21 protein-coding genes are annotated in these 20,476 nt (G+C 67.0%); 19 read left to right on the forward strand and 2 right to left on the reverse strand.

The features are described from left to right. Window positions 1-198 precede the first annotated feature (198 nt). The gene (locus L978_RS02225; RefSeq protein WP_442921784.1) at window positions 199-2,484 is read left to right on the forward strand and encodes an Rne/Rng family ribonuclease; all 2,286 of its coding nucleotides are present in this window, start codon (window positions 199-201) and stop codon (window positions 2,482-2,484) included. Here L978_RS02225 and L978_RS02230 read toward each other — a convergent pair. After that, a complete protein-coding gene (locus L978_RS02230) occupies window positions 2,449-2,715 on the reverse strand; it encodes a DUF4031 domain-containing protein (RefSeq protein WP_047519866.1) in 267 nt (88 codons plus the stop codon). The genes L978_RS02225 and L978_RS02230 overlap by 36 nt on opposite strands. 249 nt (window positions 2,716-2,964) lie before the next feature. On the opposite strand from L978_RS02230, the gene rplU reads away from it, so the two are divergent. The 10 genes from rplU (at window position 2,965) to L978_RS02280 (ending at window position 10,358) form a co-directional block, all read left to right on the forward strand. Next, window positions 2,965-3,273 (forward strand): 50S ribosomal protein L21, encoded by a 309-nt coding sequence (rplU, locus tag L978_RS02235; RefSeq protein WP_028501602.1) that lies wholly within the window; start codon window positions 2,965-2,967, stop codon window positions 3,271-3,273. 18 nt (window positions 3,274-3,291) lie between these two features. Continuing rightward, complete coding sequence (gene rpmA, locus L978_RS02240; RefSeq protein ID WP_017202370.1) at window positions 3,292-3,549, forward strand: 50S ribosomal protein L27; 258 nt, start codon at window positions 3,292-3,294, stop codon at window positions 3,547-3,549. 101 nt (window positions 3,550-3,650) lie between these two features. Next, the gene (gene obgE, locus L978_RS02245) at window positions 3,651-5,150 is read left to right on the forward strand and encodes a GTPase ObgE (protein WP_047519869.1); all 1,500 of its coding nucleotides are present in this window, start codon (window positions 3,651-3,653) and stop codon (window positions 5,148-5,150) included. Then, a complete protein-coding gene (proB, locus tag L978_RS02250) occupies window positions 5,147-5,932 on the forward strand; it encodes a glutamate 5-kinase (RefSeq protein WP_047519871.1) in 786 nt (261 codons plus the stop codon). Before obgE ends, proB begins: the two co-directional genes overlap by 4 nt. A 9-nt stretch (window positions 5,933-5,941) precedes the next feature. Beyond that, window positions 5,942-7,195: a glutamate-5-semialdehyde dehydrogenase gene (locus tag L978_RS02255; RefSeq protein WP_047519873.1), complete on the forward strand. Its 1,254-nt coding sequence runs from the start codon at window positions 5,942-5,944 to the stop codon at window positions 7,193-7,195. Window positions 7,196-7,260: 65 nt separating this feature from the next. Beyond that, window positions 7,261-7,485 (forward strand): hypothetical protein, encoded by a 225-nt coding sequence (locus L978_RS02260; RefSeq protein ID WP_047519875.1) that lies wholly within the window; start codon window positions 7,261-7,263, stop codon window positions 7,483-7,485. A gap of 6 nt (window positions 7,486-7,491) precedes the next feature. Beyond that, complete coding sequence (gene nadD / locus L978_RS02265; RefSeq protein WP_047519877.1) at window positions 7,492-8,097, forward strand: nicotinate-nucleotide adenylyltransferase; 606 nt, start codon at window positions 7,492-7,494, stop codon at window positions 8,095-8,097. Continuing rightward, on the forward strand, window positions 8,094-9,290 hold the full coding sequence (locus L978_RS02270; protein WP_047519879.1) for a hypothetical protein: 1,197 nt from the start codon (window positions 8,094-8,096) through the stop codon (window positions 9,288-9,290). Before nadD ends, L978_RS02270 begins: the two co-directional genes overlap by 4 nt. Beyond that, window positions 9,290-9,670, forward strand: coding sequence for a ribosome silencing factor (rsfS, locus tag L978_RS02275; RefSeq protein ID WP_047519881.1), 381 nt, complete (start codon window positions 9,290-9,292; stop codon window positions 9,668-9,670). Before L978_RS02270 ends, rsfS begins: the two co-directional genes overlap by 1 nt. Before the next feature lies 1 nt (window position 9,671). Then, window positions 9,672-10,358, forward strand: coding sequence for an SDR family oxidoreductase (locus tag L978_RS02280; protein WP_047519882.1), 687 nt, complete (start codon window positions 9,672-9,674; stop codon window positions 10,356-10,358). An 18-nt stretch (window positions 10,359-10,376) separates the two neighbouring features. Here L978_RS02280 and L978_RS02285 read toward each other — a convergent pair whose 3' ends face one another. Beyond that, the gene (locus L978_RS02285) at window positions 10,377-12,044 is read right to left on the reverse strand and encodes a dipeptide ABC transporter ATP-binding protein (RefSeq protein ID WP_156118208.1); all 1,668 of its coding nucleotides are present in this window, start codon (window positions 12,042-12,044) and stop codon (window positions 10,377-10,379) included. A 157-nt stretch (window positions 12,045-12,201) separates the two neighbouring features. On the opposite strand from L978_RS02285, the gene L978_RS02290 reads away from it, so the two are divergent. From L978_RS02290 to L978_RS02325, 8 genes are all read left to right on the forward strand, one after another. Continuing rightward, window positions 12,202-13,407, forward strand: coding sequence for a dipeptidase (locus L978_RS02290; protein ID WP_047519884.1), 1,206 nt, complete (start codon window positions 12,202-12,204; stop codon window positions 13,405-13,407). Beyond that, window positions 13,407-15,026 carry an ABC transporter substrate-binding protein gene (locus L978_RS02295; RefSeq protein WP_047519886.1) on the forward strand — a complete coding sequence of 540 codons (1,620 nt, stop codon included), beginning with the start codon at window positions 13,407-13,409 and terminating at the stop codon, window positions 15,024-15,026. Before L978_RS02290 ends, L978_RS02295 begins: the two co-directional genes overlap by 1 nt. A 32-nt stretch (window positions 15,027-15,058) precedes the next feature. Continuing rightward, the gene (locus tag L978_RS02300) at window positions 15,059-16,021 is read left to right on the forward strand and encodes an ABC transporter permease (protein WP_047519888.1); all 963 of its coding nucleotides are present in this window, start codon (window positions 15,059-15,061) and stop codon (window positions 16,019-16,021) included. Continuing rightward, window positions 16,018-16,917 (forward strand): ABC transporter permease, encoded by a 900-nt coding sequence (locus L978_RS02305; RefSeq protein WP_231554951.1) that lies wholly within the window; start codon window positions 16,018-16,020, stop codon window positions 16,915-16,917. Before L978_RS02300 ends, L978_RS02305 begins: the two co-directional genes overlap by 4 nt. A gap of 9 nt (window positions 16,918-16,926) precedes the next feature. Then, window positions 16,927-18,105, forward strand: a complete 1,179-nt coding sequence (locus tag L978_RS02310; protein ID WP_047519890.1) for a M24 family metallopeptidase — start codon at window positions 16,927-16,929, stop codon at window positions 18,103-18,105. A gap of 32 nt (window positions 18,106-18,137) precedes the next feature. Further along, window positions 18,138-19,037 (forward strand): alpha/beta fold hydrolase, encoded by a 900-nt coding sequence (locus L978_RS02315; RefSeq protein WP_047519892.1) that lies wholly within the window; start codon window positions 18,138-18,140, stop codon window positions 19,035-19,037. 14 nt (window positions 19,038-19,051) lie between these two features. Then, window positions 19,052-20,068 (forward strand): Lrp/AsnC family transcriptional regulator, encoded by a 1,017-nt coding sequence (locus tag L978_RS02320; RefSeq protein ID WP_047520112.1) that lies wholly within the window; start codon window positions 19,052-19,054, stop codon window positions 20,066-20,068. A gap of 93 nt (window positions 20,069-20,161) precedes the next feature. Then, window positions 20,162-20,446, forward strand: a complete 285-nt coding sequence (locus L978_RS02325) for a hypothetical protein (RefSeq protein ID WP_047519894.1) — start codon at window positions 20,162-20,164, stop codon at window positions 20,444-20,446. The last annotated feature ends 30 nt before the right edge of the window (window positions 20,447-20,476 follow it).

Genomic DNA, 20,476 nt, shown 5'->3' on the forward strand with positions numbered 1-20,476 from the left:
GCCGCGGACGCTGCCGCGGACGATGTCGCCGCAGGGTACGCCGCCGCCGAGGACGCCGCGGCCGCCGCCGATGACGCGGCGGATGCGGTCGCGCGTGACGCCGCCGATCACGACGAGGCACGTGAGGGCACTGACTCCGAGAGCACCGACTCCGAGAGCACTGACTCCGAGAGCTCCTCCGACGCTGGCGAGAGCGCCGTGGCCGAGGCCGCTGCGGACGAGCAGGTTGCGAAGACGCAGCCGGCGGAGGAGAAGCCCTCGACGGACGAAGCCCCTGTCGAGGAAGCGCCCGCTGCTGCCGCCGAGACTGCTGCTCCCGAGGCTGCTGACGCCGAGACTGCTGCGCCCGAAGCCGCTGCTCCCGAGGCGTCGGCTCCGGTGACCGCTGTGTCGCTGGGCCTGCTTCCCGAGGTCTTCGTCTCGCAGGTCTCCACCCAGCTGCACTTCTACGCTCCCGAGATCGTGCCGCTGCCGGCGCGTCCCGGTCGCGAGCGCGTCTTCGACCGCATCGCCGACCGCGATCAGCCGCAAGACGAGTCCGCGCCGCGCGGTCGCGGACGTCGCCGTCGCGGGGGCTCTGACGGGGATGACCAGCGCGACGAGCCGCGCCAGCGTCAGCGTGTCGTCGAGTACATCACGGAGCCGAAGGCCATCAAGGGTTCGACCCGTCTCGAGGCGAAGAAGCAGCGCCGCCGCGATGGGCGCGACGCCGGCCGTCGTCGTCCGGTCGTGACCGAGGCCGAATTCCTCGCGCGCCGCGAGTCCGTCGACCGCAAGATGGTCGTGCGCTCCAAGAACGGTCGCACGCAGATCGGTGTGCTGGAAGACGGCGTCCTCGTCGAGCACTACGTCGCCCGCAACCAGGATGCGTCGCTGATCGGCAATGTGTACCTGGGTCGTGTCCAGAACGTGCTCCCGAGCATGGAGGCTGCATTCGTCGATATCGGTCGTGGTCGCAACGCCGTGCTCTACTCGGGTGAGGTCGACTGGGACGGCGTCGAGACGGGCAATCAGCCGCGGCGCATCGAGCTCGCGCTGAAGCCGGGTGACCGTGTGCTCGTGCAGGTCACGAAGGATCCGGTCGGACACAAGGGCGCGCGCCTGACGAGCCAGATCTCCCTCCCCGGCCGCTACCTCGTTTACGTCCCCGGCGGGTCGATGAACGGCATCAGCCGGAAGCTCCCCGACAACGAGAGGGCGCGCCTCAAGCGCATCCTCAAGGAGGTCCTCCCCGAGTCCTCCGGCGTGATCGTCCGCACCGCGGCCGAAGGAGCGACCGAAGACCAGCTCACGCGCGACGTGCAGCGTCTCACCTCGCAGTGGGAGCACATCCAGAAGCAGGTCGAGAGCCAGCAGGCGCCTGCGCTCCTGCACGCCGAGCCGGACCTGCTCGTCAAGATCGTGCGTGACGTCTTCAACGAGGACTTCACGAAGATGCTGATCCAGGGGGAGGACGCGCAGCAGACGATCCGCGCCTACCTGGAGAGCGTCGCCCCCGATCTGCTCGAGCGGGTCGAGGCGTACGAAGACGAGACGGACCCGTTCGATGCCTTCCGCATCACGGAGCAGATCGAGAAGGCCCTCGACCGTAAGGTCTGGCTGCCCTCGGGTGGGTCGCTCGTGATCGACCGGACCGAGGCCATGACGGTCGTCGACGTCAACACCGGCAAGTTCGTCGGCTCGGGGGGAAATCTCGAGGAGACGGTCACCAAGAACAACCTCGAGGCGGCCGAGGAGATCGTCCGCCAGCTGCGGCTGCGCGACATCGGCGGCATCATCGTGGTCGACTTCATCGACATGGTGCTGGAATCCAACCGTGACCTCGTGCTCCGTCGTCTGATCGAGTGCCTGAGCCGTGACCGGACGAAGCACCAGGTCGCCGAGGTGACCTCGCTCGGTCTGGTGCAGATGACCCGCAAGAAGCTCGGTCTGGGCCTGCTCGAGACCTTCAGCGAGGCGTGCGAGGTCTGCGCCGGCCGCGGCGTCATCGTGCATCATGATCCGGTCGTGAAGCACCGCTCGGGCAACAGCAACGGCGGCAGCAACGGAAACGGTCAGGGCGGTCGTCGCCAGCGCGGCGGCAACGGCGGGAACGGTCAGAGCCAGAGTGCTCCGGCGGCCCCGCACGTCACCCACAGCATCACCGAGGGCGCGAAGTCCGCGCTGGCTCAGATCGCGGCGTCGACCATCGCTCCCGCCGCGGACGGGACGGCGGAGACGCCGGCGCCGGTCGCAGCGGACGAGGCACCTGCGGCGGCGGAGCGCCCCAAGAAGGCACGCAAGAAGCGCGGCGGGGATCGCAAGGGGCCCAAGAGCCCTGCGGAAGAGCTTCTCGATTCGGTGCTCGACGCGCTTCCCGAGCCGAAGGCTCCGGGACAGGGTCGAGGACGCCGTCGGGTGAGCACGGCGGCGCTGACCGGCACCCCGGTGTCGGTGAACTCCGAGCCGTCAGCGCCGGTCGCGGGCGCGGACTCGGAGTCCTGACGCGATCAGCCGGCGCACCAGCTCCTTGCCCTGCACCTGCTGGGCACCGGCGGCGACGAGTCGGGGGATCATCTCCTGCGGCACGTCGTAGTGGTCGAGGTCGAAGGCGCGCGCGGGGACGTCGTGCGCCCTCGCGAAGTCGTGCAGCTCATCGAGGCTCTCATCGCTCACCAGATGCGCCCACAGGCGTCCGTGAGCGGGCCAGAGGGGGGCGTCGACGAGCACGGTCACCTGGTCAGCCTACGACCGTGCCGTCGGGTCGGGACGCTGAACGCGAGCGAGAACCGCCGGAGTCGGCGTGGCTTTGCGACACCGACCCGCATCCGGTAAAGTAGTCCCTTGGTGCGTATGCCGCGTCTTCCTCGTCGGTTGAGGCGGAGAGCCTTGCGTTCGCGCCCGTCGTCCTGCGACGCATGCAAGCAACAGTCTTCCCGTGACATTCTCGGAGCCGAAGTGCTCCCCAACGAAACAAGGTATGAAGTGGTTTACGCAGTAGTGCGCGCCGGTGGGCGGCAGGAGAAGGTCGAGGTCGGCACGATCGTTCAGCTCGACCGTGTCAAGGCTGCCCAGGGCGAGAAGATCGAGCTGGCCGCTGTGCTGCTCGTCGACGGCGCCACGGTGACCACCGACGCTGACTCGCTGGCGAAGGTCAAGGTCACGGCTGAGGTCATCGGCAACCTCCGCGGCCCGAAGATCATCATCCAGAAGTACAAGAACAAGACCGGCTACAAGAAGCGTCAGGGCCACCGCCAGGAGCTCACGCGCGTCAAGATCACCGGCATCAAGTAAGCCCGAGGGGACTAGGACATGGCACATAAAAAGGGCGCAAGCTCAACCCGTAACGGTCGTGACTCCAACGCTCAGCGCCTCGGCGTGAAGCGCTTCGGCGGTCAGCAGGTTCTCGCCGGCGAGATCATCGTCCGTCAGCGCGGCACGCACTTCCACCCCGGCGTCAACGTCGGCCGTGGTGGCGACGACACGCTGTTCGCTCTGGCCGCAGGCGCGGTCGAGTTCGGCGCGAAGGGCGGCCGCAAGGTCGTCAACATCGTCGCTGCAGCTGAGTGATCTCAGCGCGACACTAGTCATCCGGTTCGGGGCGGGCTTCGGCTCGCCCCGTCCGTGTATCTGCACACCGAAACAACACAGGAACTCAGGGGAACCAGGACATGGTCACGTTCGTCGATACCGTCACACTGCACCTTCGTGCGGGTAAGGGCGGCAACGGCTGCGTCTCCGTGCACCGCGAGAAGTTCAAGCCGCTGGGCGGCCCGGATGGCGGCAACGGCGGTGACGGCGGTGACGTCGTCCTCGTGGCCGACCCGCAGACCGGCACGCTGCTCTCCTACCACCACTCGCCGCACCGCTCCTCCGGCAACGGCGGCCCCGGTATGGGCGATCACCGATCCGGTTTCCTGGGCGAGACGCTCGAGCTCCCCGTCCCGGTCGGCACCGTGGTGAAGAACACCGCAGGTGACGTCCTGATCGACATGATCATCCCCGGCGAGCGTTTCGTGGTCGCCAAGGGGGGAATGGGCGGACTCGGCAACGCTGCGCTGGCCACCCCGAAGCGCAAGGCTCCCGGTTTCGCCCTGCTCGGCACTCCCGGCTACGAGGGCGACGTCGTCCTCGAGCTGAAGACGGTCGCCGACATCGCTCTCGTCGGGTACCCGTCCGCGGGCAAGTCGAGCCTGATCGGTGCCATCTCCGCGGCCCGCCCGAAGATCGCCGAATACCCGTTCACGACGCTCCACCCGAACCTCGGAGTCGTCCAGGTCGGCGACTTCCGCTACACGGTCGCCGACGTGCCCGGTCTCATCGAGGGTGCGAGCGAGGGGCGCGGACTCGGTCTCGAGTTCCTCCGTCACGTCGAGCGGTGCTCCGCACTGCTGCACGTGCTCGACTGCGCCACGCTGGAGCCTGGACGCGACCCGATCTCGGATCTCGACGTCATCCTCGCCGAGCTCGGTGCCTACGAAGTTCCCGAAGGGCAGACCCCTCTGCTCGAGCGGCCGCAGTTCGTCGCGCTGAACAAGGTCGACGTCCCCGAAGCCCGCGATCTCGCTGAGCTGGTGCGTCCCGACCTCGAGGCCCGCGGGTTCCGGGTGTTCGAGATCTCCACGGTCTCGCACGAGGGACTGCGTCCGCTCACCTTCGCACTGGGTGAGCTCGTCGAGAAGCACCGCGCAGAAGCGGCGGTCGAGACGCCGCCGGAGCGCGTGGTCATCCGCCCGCGCGGCTCCAAGAAGGACTTCTCCATCCGTGTCGAGGGTGGCACGTACGGCAACGTGTACCGCATCCTGGGGGAGAAGCCGGTGCGGTGGGTGCAGCAGACCGACTTCCAGAACGAGGAGGCCGTGGGATACCTCGCCGACCGCCTGGAGAAGCTCGGTGTCGAGGATGAGCTCTTCCGCCTCGGCGCGGTCCAGGGCTCGACCGTGGTGATCGGCGAGGGCGACAGCATCGTCTTCGACTGGGAGCCCACCATGTCCTCTGCCGCGGAACTGATGAGTGCTCCCCGTGGAACAGACCCTCGCCTCGCCCCCAACGCTCGTCGCACGACGTCGGAGCGCCGCGAGCAGTACTACGAGCGCATGGACGCCAAGGCGGAAGCGCGTGCCGAGGTGGAAGCGCAGCGTCTCGCCGCATACCGCGAGGACGGCGAGTGACCGCACGAACCCGCGCGGATCTCGCGACCGCGTCCCGCATCGTCGTCAAAGTCGGCTCGTCGTCGATCAGCGGTGATTCGTCGTGGCGGATCCCCGTCATCGTCGAGGCATTGGCCGCTGCCCATGCGCGCGGTGCCGAGGTCGTGCTGGTGTCGTCCGGGGCGATCGCGTCCGGGATCCCGTTCCTCCGGCTGGATGCGCGTCCGACCGACCTCGCGACGCAGCAGGCTGCGGCGGCCGTGGGGCAGAACATCCTCCTGTATCGGTATCAGGAATCGCTGCGCCCGTTCGACATCGTCGCGGGACAAGTGCTCCTGACGACCGGTGACCTCGAGAACCCCACCTCGCGCTCCAATGCGCGACGTGCGATGGAGCGTCTGCTCGGACTGCGCACCCTCCCGATCGTGAACGAGAACGACACCGTCGCCACACAGGAGATCCGGTTCGGAGACAACGACCGCCTCGGCGCCCTGGTCGCCCAGTTGATCGAGGCGGACGCGCTCATCCTGCTCAGCGACATCGAGTCGCTGTACACGAAGCCTCCGACGGACCCCGACGCCGAGCCGATCGACATCGTCGCGCCTGACGCTGACCTCACCGGACTGGAATTCGGATCGACCGTGGTCAACAGCGTCGGCACCGGCGGCGCCGCCACCAAGGTCTCGGCAGCGCGCCTCGCCGCGGCCTCGGGTATCGGCGTCCTCGTCACCAGCGCCGACCTGGTGGATCAGGCACTCTCCGGTGCGGAAATAGGAACCTGGTTCGAACCCGCCACCTCCTAAACTGGGCGGATGACCGACCAGACCCCGCAGGTGCGCCTGGAGCGCGCCAAAGAGGCCTCCCGAGCCACCGCAGCCGTCACGAGCGACGACAAGGCCCGGGTGCTCGAAGCGATCGCCGTCGCGCTCCAGGAAGCTGCGCCGCGCATCATCGAAGCGAACGGTCGCGACATCGAACGTGGCCGTGCGGACGGTATCGGGGAGTCATTGATCGATCGTCTGCGCCTCGATGAGAAGCGCGTCGCCGCGCTGGCCGCGGCCGTGCGCGAGGTCGCCTCGCTGCCCGACCCGGTCGGCCGTGTGGTGGGCGGGCACCGGATGCCCAACGGGGTGGCCCTCGAACAGGTGCGGGTGCCGTTCGGGGTGGTCGGCGCGATCTATGAGGCGCGTCCCAACGTGACCGTCGACATCGCCGCGCTCGCACTCCGCTCCGGGAACGCCGTGGTGCTGCGAGGTGGCAGTGCTGCACGCGAGTCCAACACGGTGCTCGTCGAGGTCATGCGCGGAGCGATCGAGCGGGCAGGGCTCACGGCGGAGGCGATCCAGACCGTCGACGACTTCGGGCGCGACGGCGCGAAGGCCCTGATGCACGGTCGTGGGTTCATCGACGTCCTGATCCCGCGGGGGAGCGCCGGCCTGATCGAGGCGGTCGTGACGGAGTCCACCGTTCCGGTCATCGAGACGGGAGCGGGGAACGTGCACATCGTGCTCGACGAGACCGCCCCCGACGAGTGGGCGCGCGACATCGTCGTGAACGCCAAGGTGCAGCGGCCGAGCGTGTGCAACGCGGTGGAGACGGTGCTCGTGCATCGACAGGCGGCACCGCGGCTCGTGCCGCTGGTGGCCAGCGCCCTGCAGAGTGAGGGTGTCGCGATCCACGGTGACGACGTGGTGGCGGGTCTCATGTCGAACGTGATCCCCGCCACGGAGGAGGACTGGGCCACCGAGTACCTGAGCCTCGATATCGCGATGAAGGTGGTGGACTCGCTCGACGAGGCACTCGACCACATCCGTCGGTACAGCACAGGTCACACCGAGTCCATCATCACGACGGACTCACGCAACGCGGAGCGCTTCCTCGCTGAGGTGGACTCCGCTGTCGTGATGGTGAATGCCTCCACCCGTTTCACCGATGGCGGCGAGTTCGGTTTCGGCGCGGAAGTCGGCATCTCGACCCAGAAGCTGCATGCGCGGGGGCCGATGGGCCTCGCCGAACTGACCAGCACGAAATGGCTTGCGCGTGGATCGGGGCAGACCCGCGGCTGAGCGCTAGACTGGGAGACGCTGTACCTCACAGGATCCCGAACAGCACGCCACGAAACGGAGTCAGGATGAACCTCGTCGCACAGATCGCGATGGCCGCTGCCGAAACCGAGCACCACGGCAACGTCGCGCTCGAAACGGTGATCTTCGGAGTCATCGCCGCGATCGTGTTCGCCTTCCTCGCGCTGGTGACCCTGTCTTACAAGAACGTCGCCAACCGCCACTCGGCGAAGGCGGAGGCCTGGGCGGCGAAGCACGGCAAGGACGGCCACGAGGCGGGACACGGCCACTAGGCCCCCATGAGCGACGCTGCGACCCCGCGCACCCCGCGCATCGGCGTGATGGGCGGTACGTTCGACCCCATCCATCACGGCCACCTGGTCGCAGCGAGCGAGGTCGCGAACTCCTTCGGCCTCGATGAGGTCGTCTTCGTCCCCACCGGGCACCCGTGGCAGAAGTCGGGCGTCTCGCCGAGCGAACACCGCTACCTGATGACCGTGATCGCCACCGCTTCGAACCCGCAGTTCACCGTGAGCAGGGTCGATGTCGACCGCGAGGGCCCGACCTACACGATCGACACGCTGCGTGACCTGAAGAAGGATCGGCCGGATGCGGAGCTCTTCTTCATCACCGGCGCGGATGCCGTGGCGCAAATTCTCAGTTGGAGGGACCATGATGAGTTGTGGGAGTTGGCCCACTTCGTCGCGGTCTCTCGGCCAGGACATGTCCTGAGCACAGACGGCCTCCCGAGCGACAACGTCAGCCAACTGGAAGTGCCGGCGCTGTCGATCTCGTCGACGGACTGCCGTGAACGCGTTCGCGACGATCAGCCGGTCTGGTATCTGGTCCCTGATGGGGTCGTACAGTACATCGCGAAGCATCATCTGTATCGGAGCAAGGCATGAGTACATCGGATCAGCAGGGGCAGGGTCCGCTGACGCGCAAGCAGTTGCGAGAGATCCGGTTGACGGGTTCCACCCCGGTGATCTCCTCGGAGGACGCCGCTGCGGCGGCCGAAGCGGCACCGCCCGCGCCGCCGCTGCCGCCTGTCGTCGCACCCGCAGAGGTCGAAGAGTCCGCCGCGGCGGAACCGGACGCGGCACCGCGGTCGGCCCCCGACGCCGACGAAGGCGGCAGCGTCGAGTCGAAGCGCGGTGAAGCCCCGCTGACCCGACGCCAAGCGCGTGAGCTCGAGAAGGTCCGGACCGCGTCGGTACCCGTCGTCGAGGCGGAGGTCACGGAAGAGGCCGAAGTCGAAGAGCCGTCTGAGACGACGTCCGGTGCGGACGAGCCGGCGGAGATCGTCTCGGGGATCCCGACCTTCATCTCCGTGAACGAAGAGCCCGGCGACGCCGACGACGATGATGTGGACGACGAGGTCGCCGTGGCGCCGGTCAGTGCGTCCGTCGCGGCGGATGCTGTGGGCGACGTCCCCCTCGAAGCCGAAGCCGAAGCCACGGAAGAACCGGCCGAACAGTCCGTGAGCGACGACGTCGAGGCCGTTCTCGGTCTCACGACCGACAGCGACGAGCAGGCAGCCGATGAGGATGTCTTGGCCGATGTGGGTGCTGACGACGAACCCATCGAGGAGCGTCCCACGGTCAACTCCGCGTTCGGCGAGGGAATCCTTGCGGATGCCTCCGATGCACATGCGCCGTTCCGTCCGTCGTTCGACGAACTGCTCGCCGTCGGCGACTCCACCGGTTCGCAGCACTCCGCTCCGAACGCTCTGATCTTCACCCCGTCGCCGGGGGAGGGCTCGCTCTCGGGGCCCGTCGCGTCCACGGGCGAGATCCTGGTCACCGGGTCTTATGAGCTCCCGCAGGGCATGGGCTCGCAAGGACATGCACTCGGAACGACCGATGGCAAGGACATCGACGCGGTCCTCATCGACGGGGAGCTCCCGCCGGCGTCCTCGCCCACACCGATCGCCGCGAGTTCGGCGATCAGTACCATCAAGCCCGCGGGTGAGGTCATCCGACCTCCTGCCCCCGAGAAGGGGAACCGACTGATGGTGACCCTCGCCATCATCGCCGGCGGCCTCGCCCTCGCGATCGGCGTCGTTCTCGTCATCGCCTTCACCACGAAATTGATTTGATGCAATCACCTGAAACTGCCGAAGAGATGCTGCGCCTCGCAGCACAAGCCGCCGTCGACAAGGGCGGTGAGGACCTCGTCGCGCTCAACGTCTCCGAGCCCCTCCCGCTCGTCGACATCTTCCTTCTCGTCACCGGGAACAGTGAGCGAAACGTCGCCGCTATCGCCGATGAGATCGAAGATCGTCTGATCGAGTCGGGGCACAAGCGTGTCCGTCGCGAGGGTCGTGCGGAGGCCCGATGGGTCCTGCTGGACTTCGGAGACCTGATCGTGCACGTCTTCCACCAGGAAGAGCGCGTGTACTACGGCCTCGAGCGTCTCTGGAAGGATTGCCCCGTCGTTCCGATCGACGTGGTCGAGCCCGCCGCAGACGCCAGCTGACATGCCCACGCACCTCATCACCGGTGCAGGGTCCGGCATCGGAGCGGTCCTCGCCCGTCGTCTTCGGGATCGCGGGGATGACGTGGTCGCCCTCGTGCGCGACGCCGGGCGTGCCCGGGAGGTCGCGGAGGCGCTACCGGGCGTTCGTGTGCTCGTCGGCGACCTCGCGCAACCGGGCCGTCTGTCGTGGGCGCTCTCGAAGCAGCTCCCGGATCGCATCGATTCACTGATCCATGTCGCGGGAGTCGTCGATCTCGGCGCGGTGGCCGACCTGCCGCCCGCGCTCTGGGAGCAGCAGCTCGCGGTGAACCTCGTCGCGCCCGCCGAGCTCACACGTCTCCTGCTTCCGGTCCTCCGTGTGTCGCAGGGACAGATCGTGTTCGTGAACTCCGGTGCGGGACTCCGCGCCCACGCCGGCTGGTCCGCCTATGCGGCGTCGAAGCACGGGCTCCGCGCTCTCGCTGATGCGCTGCGGGCCGAAGAGGCGCAGCACGGCGTTCGCGTCACGTCGATCTACCCGGGGCGCACTGCCACCCCGATGCAGGAGCGCGTGCATCAGCAGGAGGGGCAGGACTACGACGCCGAGCGTTTCATCACGCCGGAGTCCGTCGCCACGACGATCCTGACCGCACTCGACCTCCCGCGCGACGCGGAGATCACCGACCTCACGGTGCGACCGAGCCGCTGACCCGGCGCCGGGTCGGGGTCAGGCCGTCAGCCGTGTGCGGCGGGCGAGCATGCCGCGATCGGCGCGCGTCTGCGGGGGGATCGCCGAAAGGAGCGACCGCGTGTACGGGTGCTCGGGACGACGGTAGACCTCTTCCGTGTCTCCGATCTCGACCAGGTTGCCCAGGTACATCACCGCGACGCGATCGGCGATATGACGCACGAGCGAGAGGTCGTGTGCGATGAAGACGATCGACATGCCCAGCCGTTCACGCAGGTCGCACAGCAGGTCGATGATCTGCGCGCGGATCGAGACATCCAGCGCAGACACCGGTTCGTCGCACACCAGGACGTCGGGGTCGAGGGCGAGCGCCCTCGCGATACCGATCCGCTGACGTTGACCGCCCGAGAACTGGTGGGGGAATCGCGAGCCCATCTCCGGAGTCAGGCCCACGAGTTCGAGCAGCTCTGCGACACGTGCACGTCGGGTCGCCGGTGTCCCGGTATGAGTGGCGGCGAGTGGTTCCGCGATGATCTGCTGCACGGTCATCCGTGGATTCAGCGACAGGTACGGGTCCTGGAACACCATCTGCACTCCGCGTCGCAGGATCTTCCGGTCGCGCAGTCGTCCCTTGGTCACGTCCTGATCGCGGTAGCGCAGGGTGCCCGCGTCGGGGGAATCCAGACCCACGAGCATGCGCGCCAGTGTGGACTTGCCACTGCCTGATTCGCCGACGACCGCCAGGATCTCGCCGTGTCGGAGCTCGAGGTCGACACCGGCGACCGCGGCGACGCGATGCGCGCGGCGACCACTGCCCGAGCGGAACGTGCGCTCCAGGCCGAGTCCTTCGAGGATGGGGGCGCCACCGTCGTCTTCTGCGGCGGCGCTCACATCCCGCGGCATCGAGTTCAGCAACTGCACCGTGTACGGATGCTGCGGCTTCGTCAGCACCTCATCGGCGGACCCTGACTCCACGATGCGTCCCGTGCGCATGACCGCGACCTGATCGGCGACCTCCATCACCACACCGAGATCGTGCGTGATGAGCAGGATGCCCATCCCCAGCCGCTCGCGCAAGGAGAGCAGCAGGTCGAGGATCTGCGCCTGCACCGTCACATCGAGCGCGGTCGTCGGTTCATCCGCGATGATGAGATCAGGATCCAGTGCGATCGCCATGGCGATCAGGATGCGCTGGCGCTGACCGCCGGAGAACTGGTGCGGATAGTCGTGCACGCGCTTGTCGGGGGTGGGGATACCGACGAGGGTCAGCAGCTCGACCGCGCGTGCTTCGGCAGCGCGGCGGCCGATGCTGCGATGAGCGCGGATGAGGTCGATGATCTGGTCGCCGATGCTGAGGACCGGGTTCAAAGCGGAAAGGGCATCCTGCATGACCAGGCTGACGCGCACGCCACGCAGGCGTCGATGCTGCTCGGCGGAGAGGGAGAGGAGGTCGGTTCCGCTCAGCGACATGGTCGATGCCTCGACGTCTCCGTCGTCGAGGAGTCCCATGATCGCGCGTGCGGTCATCGACTTGCCCGAGCCTGATTCACCGAGCAGCGCGAACACCTCGCCGCGTCGCACGACGAGATCGATGTCGTCGACCACGCGGTGCCGGCGTCCCTCGCCGGTGAGGGTGACGGTGAGTCCCTTCACGTCCAGGACCACGGCGTTCTGGGGGGCGGATGTGTTCTCCATGGATGCCATCATGCCAGCATCCTGGCTCTGAAATGTTTCGAACAGGAAACATTTCAGCCGAAGATAATCACCAGGGTTGACTTCTGTGCCGAATTCCTCCAGATTCGAGGAATCTCCCGCTCGTCGATCGGGAGTGGCACCCGCATCATCGAACCGAAGGAGCGCATTCGTGCTCGAACAAGCTGGCCGGTATACCGGCTACACCGCGTACGACTATCTCGAAGCCGGCAAGGACTACCGCGAGTTCCGCTACGCCCCGCAGATCGGCCGAGTGCCGGCGTATGACCTCGGGCTGAGCGACGCCCAGCAGGAACGCACCGAGCGTCTGCTCCGCGAGGAGACCGTGATCTCCCTGCACGAGCATGTGCAGGTGTTCCCCGAGGACATGGGCGAGCTGCGCGACCACATCCGCCAGGGCCGCGAACCCACCGCCTACCAAGGCCTGGCCCGCTCGGGTCTCACGGCCGTGTTCGACAACGGCATGGACGGCACCTGCTGCATCTCCAGTGACGCCGGATGGAAGTACCAGGACGTGCTGTTCGACCTCGGTGTGCGCATGGCCGACCTCGCGCACCAGGACTTCGTGATCAAGGCCGAGTCGATCACGGACATCCGCCACGCCGCAGAGACCGGCCGTGTCGCACACATCTTTGCTCTCGAGGCCTCGACGATGATCGAGAACGAGGTCGACCGCCTCGACGTCCTCTACGGCTTCGGCGTGCGTCAGATGGGTATCGCCTATTCCGAGGCGAACATGCTCGGCGGTGGGCTCAAGGAGCGCGGCGACGGCGGTCTGACGTACTTCGGCGAGCGCGCCGTCGAGCGGATGAACAAGCTCGGCATCGCGATCGACATCTCCCACTCCGGAGACCAGACGTGCCTCGACGTGATCGCCCACTCCACCAAGCCGGTGTTCATCACACATGCCGGTGCGCGCGGGCTGTGGCCGACGAACCGCATGAAGACCGATGAGACGATCATCGAGTGCGCGAAGCGCGGCGGCGTGATCGGTATCGAGGCGGCCCCGCACACGACGATCTCGCCCCAGCACCCGCGGCACTCGCTGGAGTCGGTCATGGATCACTTCCAGTACTGCGTCGACCTGGTGGGCCTCGAGCACGTCAGCTTCGGTCCCGACACGCTGTTCGGCGATCACGTGGGCCTGCACGACGCGTTCTCGTCGAACCTGTCGCTCGGACAGGCGCACGCCAACGTCGACTACGAGAAGCAGCCGTACGTCGACGGCATCGAGAACCCGGCCGAGGCCTTCTACAACATCATCGGCTGGCTCGTGAAGCACGACTACTCCGACGACGAGATTCGCGCCGTCGTCGGTGGGAACACCCTGCGCGTACTCGAGGAGGTCTGGGTCTGATGAAGTACAGCAAGTTCCTCGCCCTCGGTGCGGCCGCGGCTCTCGCCGTCGGTCTCGCCGCGTGCGCCCCGTCTGCGCCGGAGCCGGGGGAGTCGTCCGGCTCCTCCGGCCCCAGCGAGGAGACGATCAGCATCGGCACGACGACGGACGTCGTGAACTTCAATCCGGTCCTCGGCAACAGCCGCACGGACTCGTGGATCACGAACCTGATGTATCCGCATCTGCTGAGCATCAGTGACGACGGCACCAAGGAAGCGCATGTCGCCACCGACTGGGGCTACGTGGATGACACCACAGGCTTCTACGAGATCCGCGACGATCTGACCTGGAGCGACGGCGAGCCCCTGACCGCCGAGGACGTCGCGTGGACGCTCAACGCCGTCAAGCGCGACCAGGCACCCGGCACGTTCTACGGACAGCTGGGCAACCTCGACACGGCGACCGCCGTATCGGACACGAGGGTCGAGCTCTCGCTCACCCAGCCGGACTCGTCGATCATCGAGGAGATCGGGTTCTGGGGTGTCGTCGTTCCGCAGCACGTGTTCGAGCCGCAGGGGTCGATCGCGGAGTTCGCGAACGACGGCAGCGACGGCGGCTGGGTCGGCATGGGGCCCTTCATCATGAGCGACTTCCAGGTCGGCCAGCACTACACCCTGGAGCGCGTGGAGGACTATCCGCTCGTCGAGGGCGGAGTGCCCGGACCCGCAGAGGTCGTGTACCGCGTGTATCCCGACGTGAACACCGAGATCCTGGCGCTGCAGAGCGGCGAGATCGACGTGATCGCGAACGCGTTGCCGCCGGCGCAGGTCGAACAGCTCAGCAGCACCGACGGCTTGCAGGTCATCGAGGCGCCGGGACTCGGGTACGCCCACCTGGTCTACAACATGGACAAGCCCGACCTCGCGAAGACCGAGGTGCGCCAGGCGCTCGCCCACGCGGTCGACTACGACGCGATCCGCACCGTTGTGCTCCAGGGGCAGGCCGTCTCCACGGGTTCGAGTGCGCTGATGCCGGTGCTCGCGAAGTACTACGACGACTCGGTGAAGGAGTACGAGTTCGATCCTGAGAAGTCACGCTCCCTCATGGAGAAGGCCGGCTACACGGCGGACGCGAGCGGCAAGTTCCCCCTCTCGTTCCGGCTGATCTACTCGCTGCAGGACAGCGTGACCAGCCAGTGGGCGCAGATGGTGAAGGACAGTGCGGCGGAGGCCGGCATCACGATCGAGCTGCAGGGCACGGAGCGCAACACCTACCTCTCGATGACCAATGAGGGGGACTACGACATCTATGCGGGCAACTTCGCCATCATGGACGACCCGGTGACGAACTTCGCGCTCTCGTATCTCCCCGGCGGAGCGATCAACTACACCCACGTGGACGACCCCGACCTCAACGCGCTGATCGAGGAGGGCATGGTCACCTTCGATGAAGACGAGAAGATCTCGATCATGCGCGAGGCGAACAAGATCGTGCACGAGCAGGTCTACGACAACATCATGTACACGCAGAATCTGTTCTTCGCGGCCAGCGATGAATGGGCCGGCTTCATCTCGAAGCCGAGCGAACTGCTCTCGATCGTGAACCCGCTCTCGCTCGCGAGCGCGTACCCGGTCGAGTAACCGCCACTGCACTCTCGAGGAAGGTCGCCCGGGTGTCCCGAGCATCGTTCATTCTCCGTCGCGCAGGTCGAGGTCTGCTCACGATCTGGTTCGCCGTGACCGTGACGTTCCTGCTCCTGCGTCTGCTCCCCGGCGACCCGGCGCTGGCGCTGGCGAGCCCGAACATGACGGACGACATCCGGGCGACCATCCTCGAGCAGTACGGGCTGGATCAGCCCCTGATCGTGCAGTACGGGCTCTACATGTGGCAGCTGTTGCAGGGCAACCTCGGAATCTCGTTCACGCAGTCGATCCCGGTGACCGATGTGCTCATGCAACGGCTGCCGTGGACGCTGCTCCTGACCGTCACAGCCTTGGTGCTCACCATCGTCATCGGCGTGCCGCTCGGTGTCGCCGCCGCCTCCCACAAGGGACGGTTCATCGACAGGGCCGTGCAGGTCGTCGGGGTCACGGGACAGTCGCTGTTCGTCCCCAGTGTCGCGATCCTCCTGCTGTTCGTGTTCGGGCTGAACCTCGGCTGGTTCCCGATCGGCGGTGCCTACACCAACAACACCTACGGGTTCGATTGGTACCTCAGCGTCGCGCAGCACCTCGTCCTCCCCGCGGTGTCACTCATGCTCATCCAAGTCGGCTCGTACGTGCTCACCATGCGGTCGACACTCATCGAGACGCTCGGGGAGGACTACATCCTCCTGGCCAAGGCGAACGGCATCCGCGGCAGCCGCATTCTCTGGAAGCACGCGCTGCGCAATGCGCTGCTTCCCACGACCACGCTGATCGGCCTGCAGCTCGGATTCCTGGTCGGGGGCGCGGTGCTCACCGAGACCGTCTTCGCCTACCCAGGTATCGGCCGTGGCATCTACGAGGCGGTCACCCAGCTCGACTTCCCCGTGCTGCAAGGAGCTTTCCTCATGCTCGCCATCACCGTCGTGGTCGCGAACACGATCACCGACATCATCTACGGCTACCTGGACCCGAGAGTGAAGACCTCATGACCGCTCCGATGCCCTCCTCCGAGACCCTCGCACCGAGCGAACCGACCGCCACGGGCAGCGAACGGGCGAGCGCGCACACCTGGCGCGCGTTCCGCCGTGACCCGCTCGGGATGATCTCACTCGGCCTTCTGATCCTGCTCGTCGTCGTCGCGCTCGCTGCTCCGCTGATCGCGCCCTATCCGGCCAGCTACGGCCCCGACGTGCTGCGGCCGCCGAGCGGCGACCATTGGTTCGGCACCGACGCCCTCGGGCGCGACGTGTTCGCCGAAGTGATCTGGGGCACGCAGCAGAGCGTGCTCGTCGCAGTCGCCGCCTCACTGATCGCGATCGTCTTCGGCACGATCATCGCCGTGCTCGGCGCCTACTTCCGCAAGCTCGACAGCGTCATCAGCGTGATCGTCGACATGACGCTCTCGCTTCCGGTGCTGCCGCTCATGATCCTCATCGCCGCGCTCGTGGGGCCGAGCACGTCGACGATCATCTTCGTCGTCGCGGCGTTCTCGTGGCCGGAAGTGACCCGACTCGTGCGTTCACAGGCGCTGACCGTCGTCGGGCTGCCCTACGTCGATGCCTCGCGCCTGATGACCACCTCGCCGGTCTGGATCATCACGAAGCACATCCTCCCCGCCGTGACACCGGTGGTGGTGGTCTCGGTGGTCGTGACGGCGTCGCGGGCGGTGCTCTCGGCGGCGGGACTCGCCTTCCTGGGCCTCGGGGATCCGACCACCTGGTCCTGGGGGCGCATCCTCTACGAAGCGCAGCAGGCCGGTGCCATGGTGAGCGCCTGGTGGCTGACGCTCTTCCCCTCGATCGCGATCCTGATCCTGGTGCTCTCGGCCACGCTGCTCTCGATCGCCTACAACGACGCGCGCAACCCGCGCCACCTCGCCCGATAGGAGCCTGTGATGACCGAGTTCGACCAGCGACTCGCACCCGAGTTCTTCGACCGTGTGCAGACACGCGTGCGCGAGCGCATGGCCGAGGAAGGCTTCGACGCGTTCCTCACCGACAGCCCGGAGGACATCGCGTACCTCACCGGCTTCTTCCACCATCCGTCCGAGCGCCCCGTGGCGGTCTGGCTCGAAGCGACGGGCAGGGTCGTCATGCTGCTGCCGGAGCTCGAGCGCGAGTATGCCCAGTCCCAGTCCTCCCGTGCGGAGCTGGTCTCGTTCTTCGAGTTCCCCGGAGTCGTCGCACCGTTCGAGGTGCTGGCCCGTGCAGTCACACCGCGGGGCCGGGTGGGGTTCACCTCGACCATGCCGTATTCACGACTCGCGGCTGCACGAGAGGCGATGCCCGGTGCTGACCTCGTCGGGTCGGACTTGGTCACCCGCACCCGCTTCGTGAAGTTCCCCGAAGAAGTCGTGCTGCACCGCGAGGCCGCTCGCATCACCGATCGGATGCTCGACGCCGGTGTGGCGCTGGTGACGGAGGCCGTCGGCGCCGGGGGAGACCTGCCGACCGAGGCCGAACTCGAACGTCACGTCACCGCGGCAGGCACGGGCATCATGTACGCCGAGCACCATAACGTGGTGGTGGCCGCGTTGCTCGCCGGTGGGCTCGTCTACTCGGGCGCGAACTCCGCGTTCCCGCACGGTCTTCCGTCGGTCAACCGCCTCAAAGCCGGCGACACGTTCATGCTGTCGCTGGGCTGCGCAGTCGGCGGTCGCTTCATCGAAGGCGAGCGCACCTTCGTGTTGGGCGAGCCCACAGCGGAGCAACGCCGTTATCACGACACGATCCATGCGGCCCAGTTGCGTGGACGCGAGACCATCCGCGCCGGGCTCGAATGCCGTGAGGCGAACCGGCTGTGCCTCGACGTGATCCGCGATGCGGGTCTGGGCGAGTTCATCCGCCACCGCCAGGGGCACGGAATCGGCCTCGGCATGCACGAGGCTCCCTGGCTGGAGGACGGCGATCCCACGCCGTTGGAAGCGGGCATGGTCGTCTCGAACGAGCCCGGCATCTACGTACCGGGGCATGCCGGGTACCGCATCAGCGACAGCATGCTCGTGACCGACACCGGTGCCGAGCCGTTGACCTCCTTCCCCCGCAGCCTCGACGACTGCACCATCGCGCTCTGACGCCCCGGATTTCGAGAGAGAGACAGAGAACCATGACGACCACCCCGCCGGTGTCCCCGGAGTTCGCCGCAGCCACCAGTGACCACGAATGGGTCGAGATCAACGGAAACCACCTGGCCGTCGAGGTACTCGGCCCAGAGGGTGCGCCGGTCATCATCACCCATCACGGCGCACCGGGGCTCGGGTCGCGCGCCGAACCGCGCGCCAGCTTCGGACGCCTCGCCGACGAGTACCGCGTCGTGGTGTTCGATGCACGCGGCAGCGGGGTGAGCGAGGGCGAGGGGATCTACAGCCATGAACAGTGGGCTGCGGACATCGACGGGCTGCGGGAGTGGGTCGGTGCCGAGAAGATCGTGATTGCGGGTGGCTCCTACGGTGGGTTCATGGCGATGGAATACGCCCTGCGGTATCCGGAGCGCGTGGCCGCGATCGTGCTGCGCGACACGTCGCCCGACAACTCCAACGCCCACCTCGCGCGCGAGAACGCCTTGGCCTCCGACCGCGTCACGATCGACATGGAGAAGTTCGACCGCATCGACGTGGGGCAGGTGTACGACGACGAGGACCTGAAGGACTGCTGGCGCGAGATCCTCCCGTTGTACGACTTCGTCTACGACCCGGAGGCCACCGAACGCAAAGTGCAGGCGACGCCCTATCGCTATCGCGCGCACAACTACGCCTTCTCGGTGAACCTCCCGAACTACGATCTCAAGCCGCGGCTGCCGGAGATCGGTGTGCCGACACTCATCACGGTGGGGCGGACGGACTGGATCACGCCAGTATCGTGTAGCCAGACGATCGCCGATCTCATCCCGGAATCCGAGATGGTGGTGTTCGAGAAATCGGGGCACTCCCCGCAGATCGAGGAGGCAGAGGCGTGGACGAAGACCGTGCGCTCGTTCCTGCACCGGGTGTACCCGCCGACCCGATGAGCAGCGTTCACCTGATGAGGGAAGTGAGCGATCTCGATCGGCGGATCGTCGTCGCTCTGCAGCAGGACGGCCGGGCGAGCTGGACGTCGATCGCGGAGTTCGCGGGTGCCCCCGTCTCCACCGTGACCCGTCGCGGACAGCAACTGCTCGCCGAAGGGCTGGTCCGGGTGGGCATCGTGCCGACCCTGGGCAGCGAAGGGCACGTCGAGACTTTTTTCGTGCGCATCAATTGCACGCCCGGATCGCAGCTGACCGTCGCGCAGGCGCTAATCGGCTCGCCGTACGTGCGGTTCGTGACCCTGGTCACCGGCAAGTTCGACGTCTTCGCGGAGGTCGTCATCCCCGGCGATTCGGCGACCTATGCACACGTGCTCACGGATCTGCAGGCCATCCCGGGGGTCGAACGCTGGCGCAGCGACCTGGTCGTGCACACCTACAAGGTGAGCTTCGACTGGGGGCGACAGCTCTACGACGCCCATGCCGAAGCCGCGAGCGACCCGCAGTCGTACATGCCGGCGCCGAACACGTGCGATCCCACGCACTTCGACGATGCCGATCGTGCCATCGTGGAGGAGCTTCGCCACAACGGACGCGCGTCGTTCCAGTCGATCGGCGACACGCTCGACATGAACGAGAGCAGTGTGCGCCGTCGCTATGAGCGCATGCGCAACGCCGGGTGCCTGACCACGGTGACCATGGTGCCGGCATCGGCGTTGGGCATGAGCGCGGAGACCCTGCTGATCCTGCGGGTCGAGCCGTCGCGGATCGCTTCCGTCGCGCAGACGCTGGCCCATCACGTGTCGGTGCGATTCCTCGCGGCGGCGCTCGAGGAGAACTCGCTCTACTGCGAGATCATCCTGCCGACCACCGAGACGCTGCACGACTTCCTCACCGGGACCATCGCGCACCTCAAGGGCGTCAGAGGCTGGAACGCGGCGATGGAGCTGGTCTTCATGAAGCGCGGTTTCATCGAGACGCCGTGGTGGCGGGCTCAGGTCGCCTCGGCGGGGTCTGCCGAGTCCGCGTCGTAGGCCGACGGCACCCTCGGCGCGCGGTGTCAAGGGGCTTCCGCGCCACGCTTGCGTGGCGCACTCTCTTCAGAGAGGAAGTCCTGGAGGGCCTACATGTCTGAACTGCCGGATCCGCGTTTCATGCTCAACCGCATCACGGCGTCGGAGTGGGTGATCAACGACCTTCGCTACTCGCCGAACGATCCGCGTCACGTGGTGGCGTGCGTGTACGAACTCGCCGAGACCGAAGTCGAGGTCACGTGGTTGCGCGATCTGCCGCTCGCGACACGCTACGGGACGGTGTTCGAGGTGCTCGAGGACGTCGAACGGTTGGGCGACTCGAATCGAGCGACACGGCCGATCTCCATCCCCGGTCAGCCACCGCTGTTGGCGACCTAAAGGCTCCGATCGGGTCGCGTCGACACCGTC

Origin of the sequence: Microbacterium sp. ZOR0019 (genome assembly GCF_000800925.1) — a bacterium.
GTDB classification, from domain to species: Bacteria; Actinomycetota; Actinomycetes; order Actinomycetales; family Microbacteriaceae; genus Microbacterium; species Microbacterium aurugineum.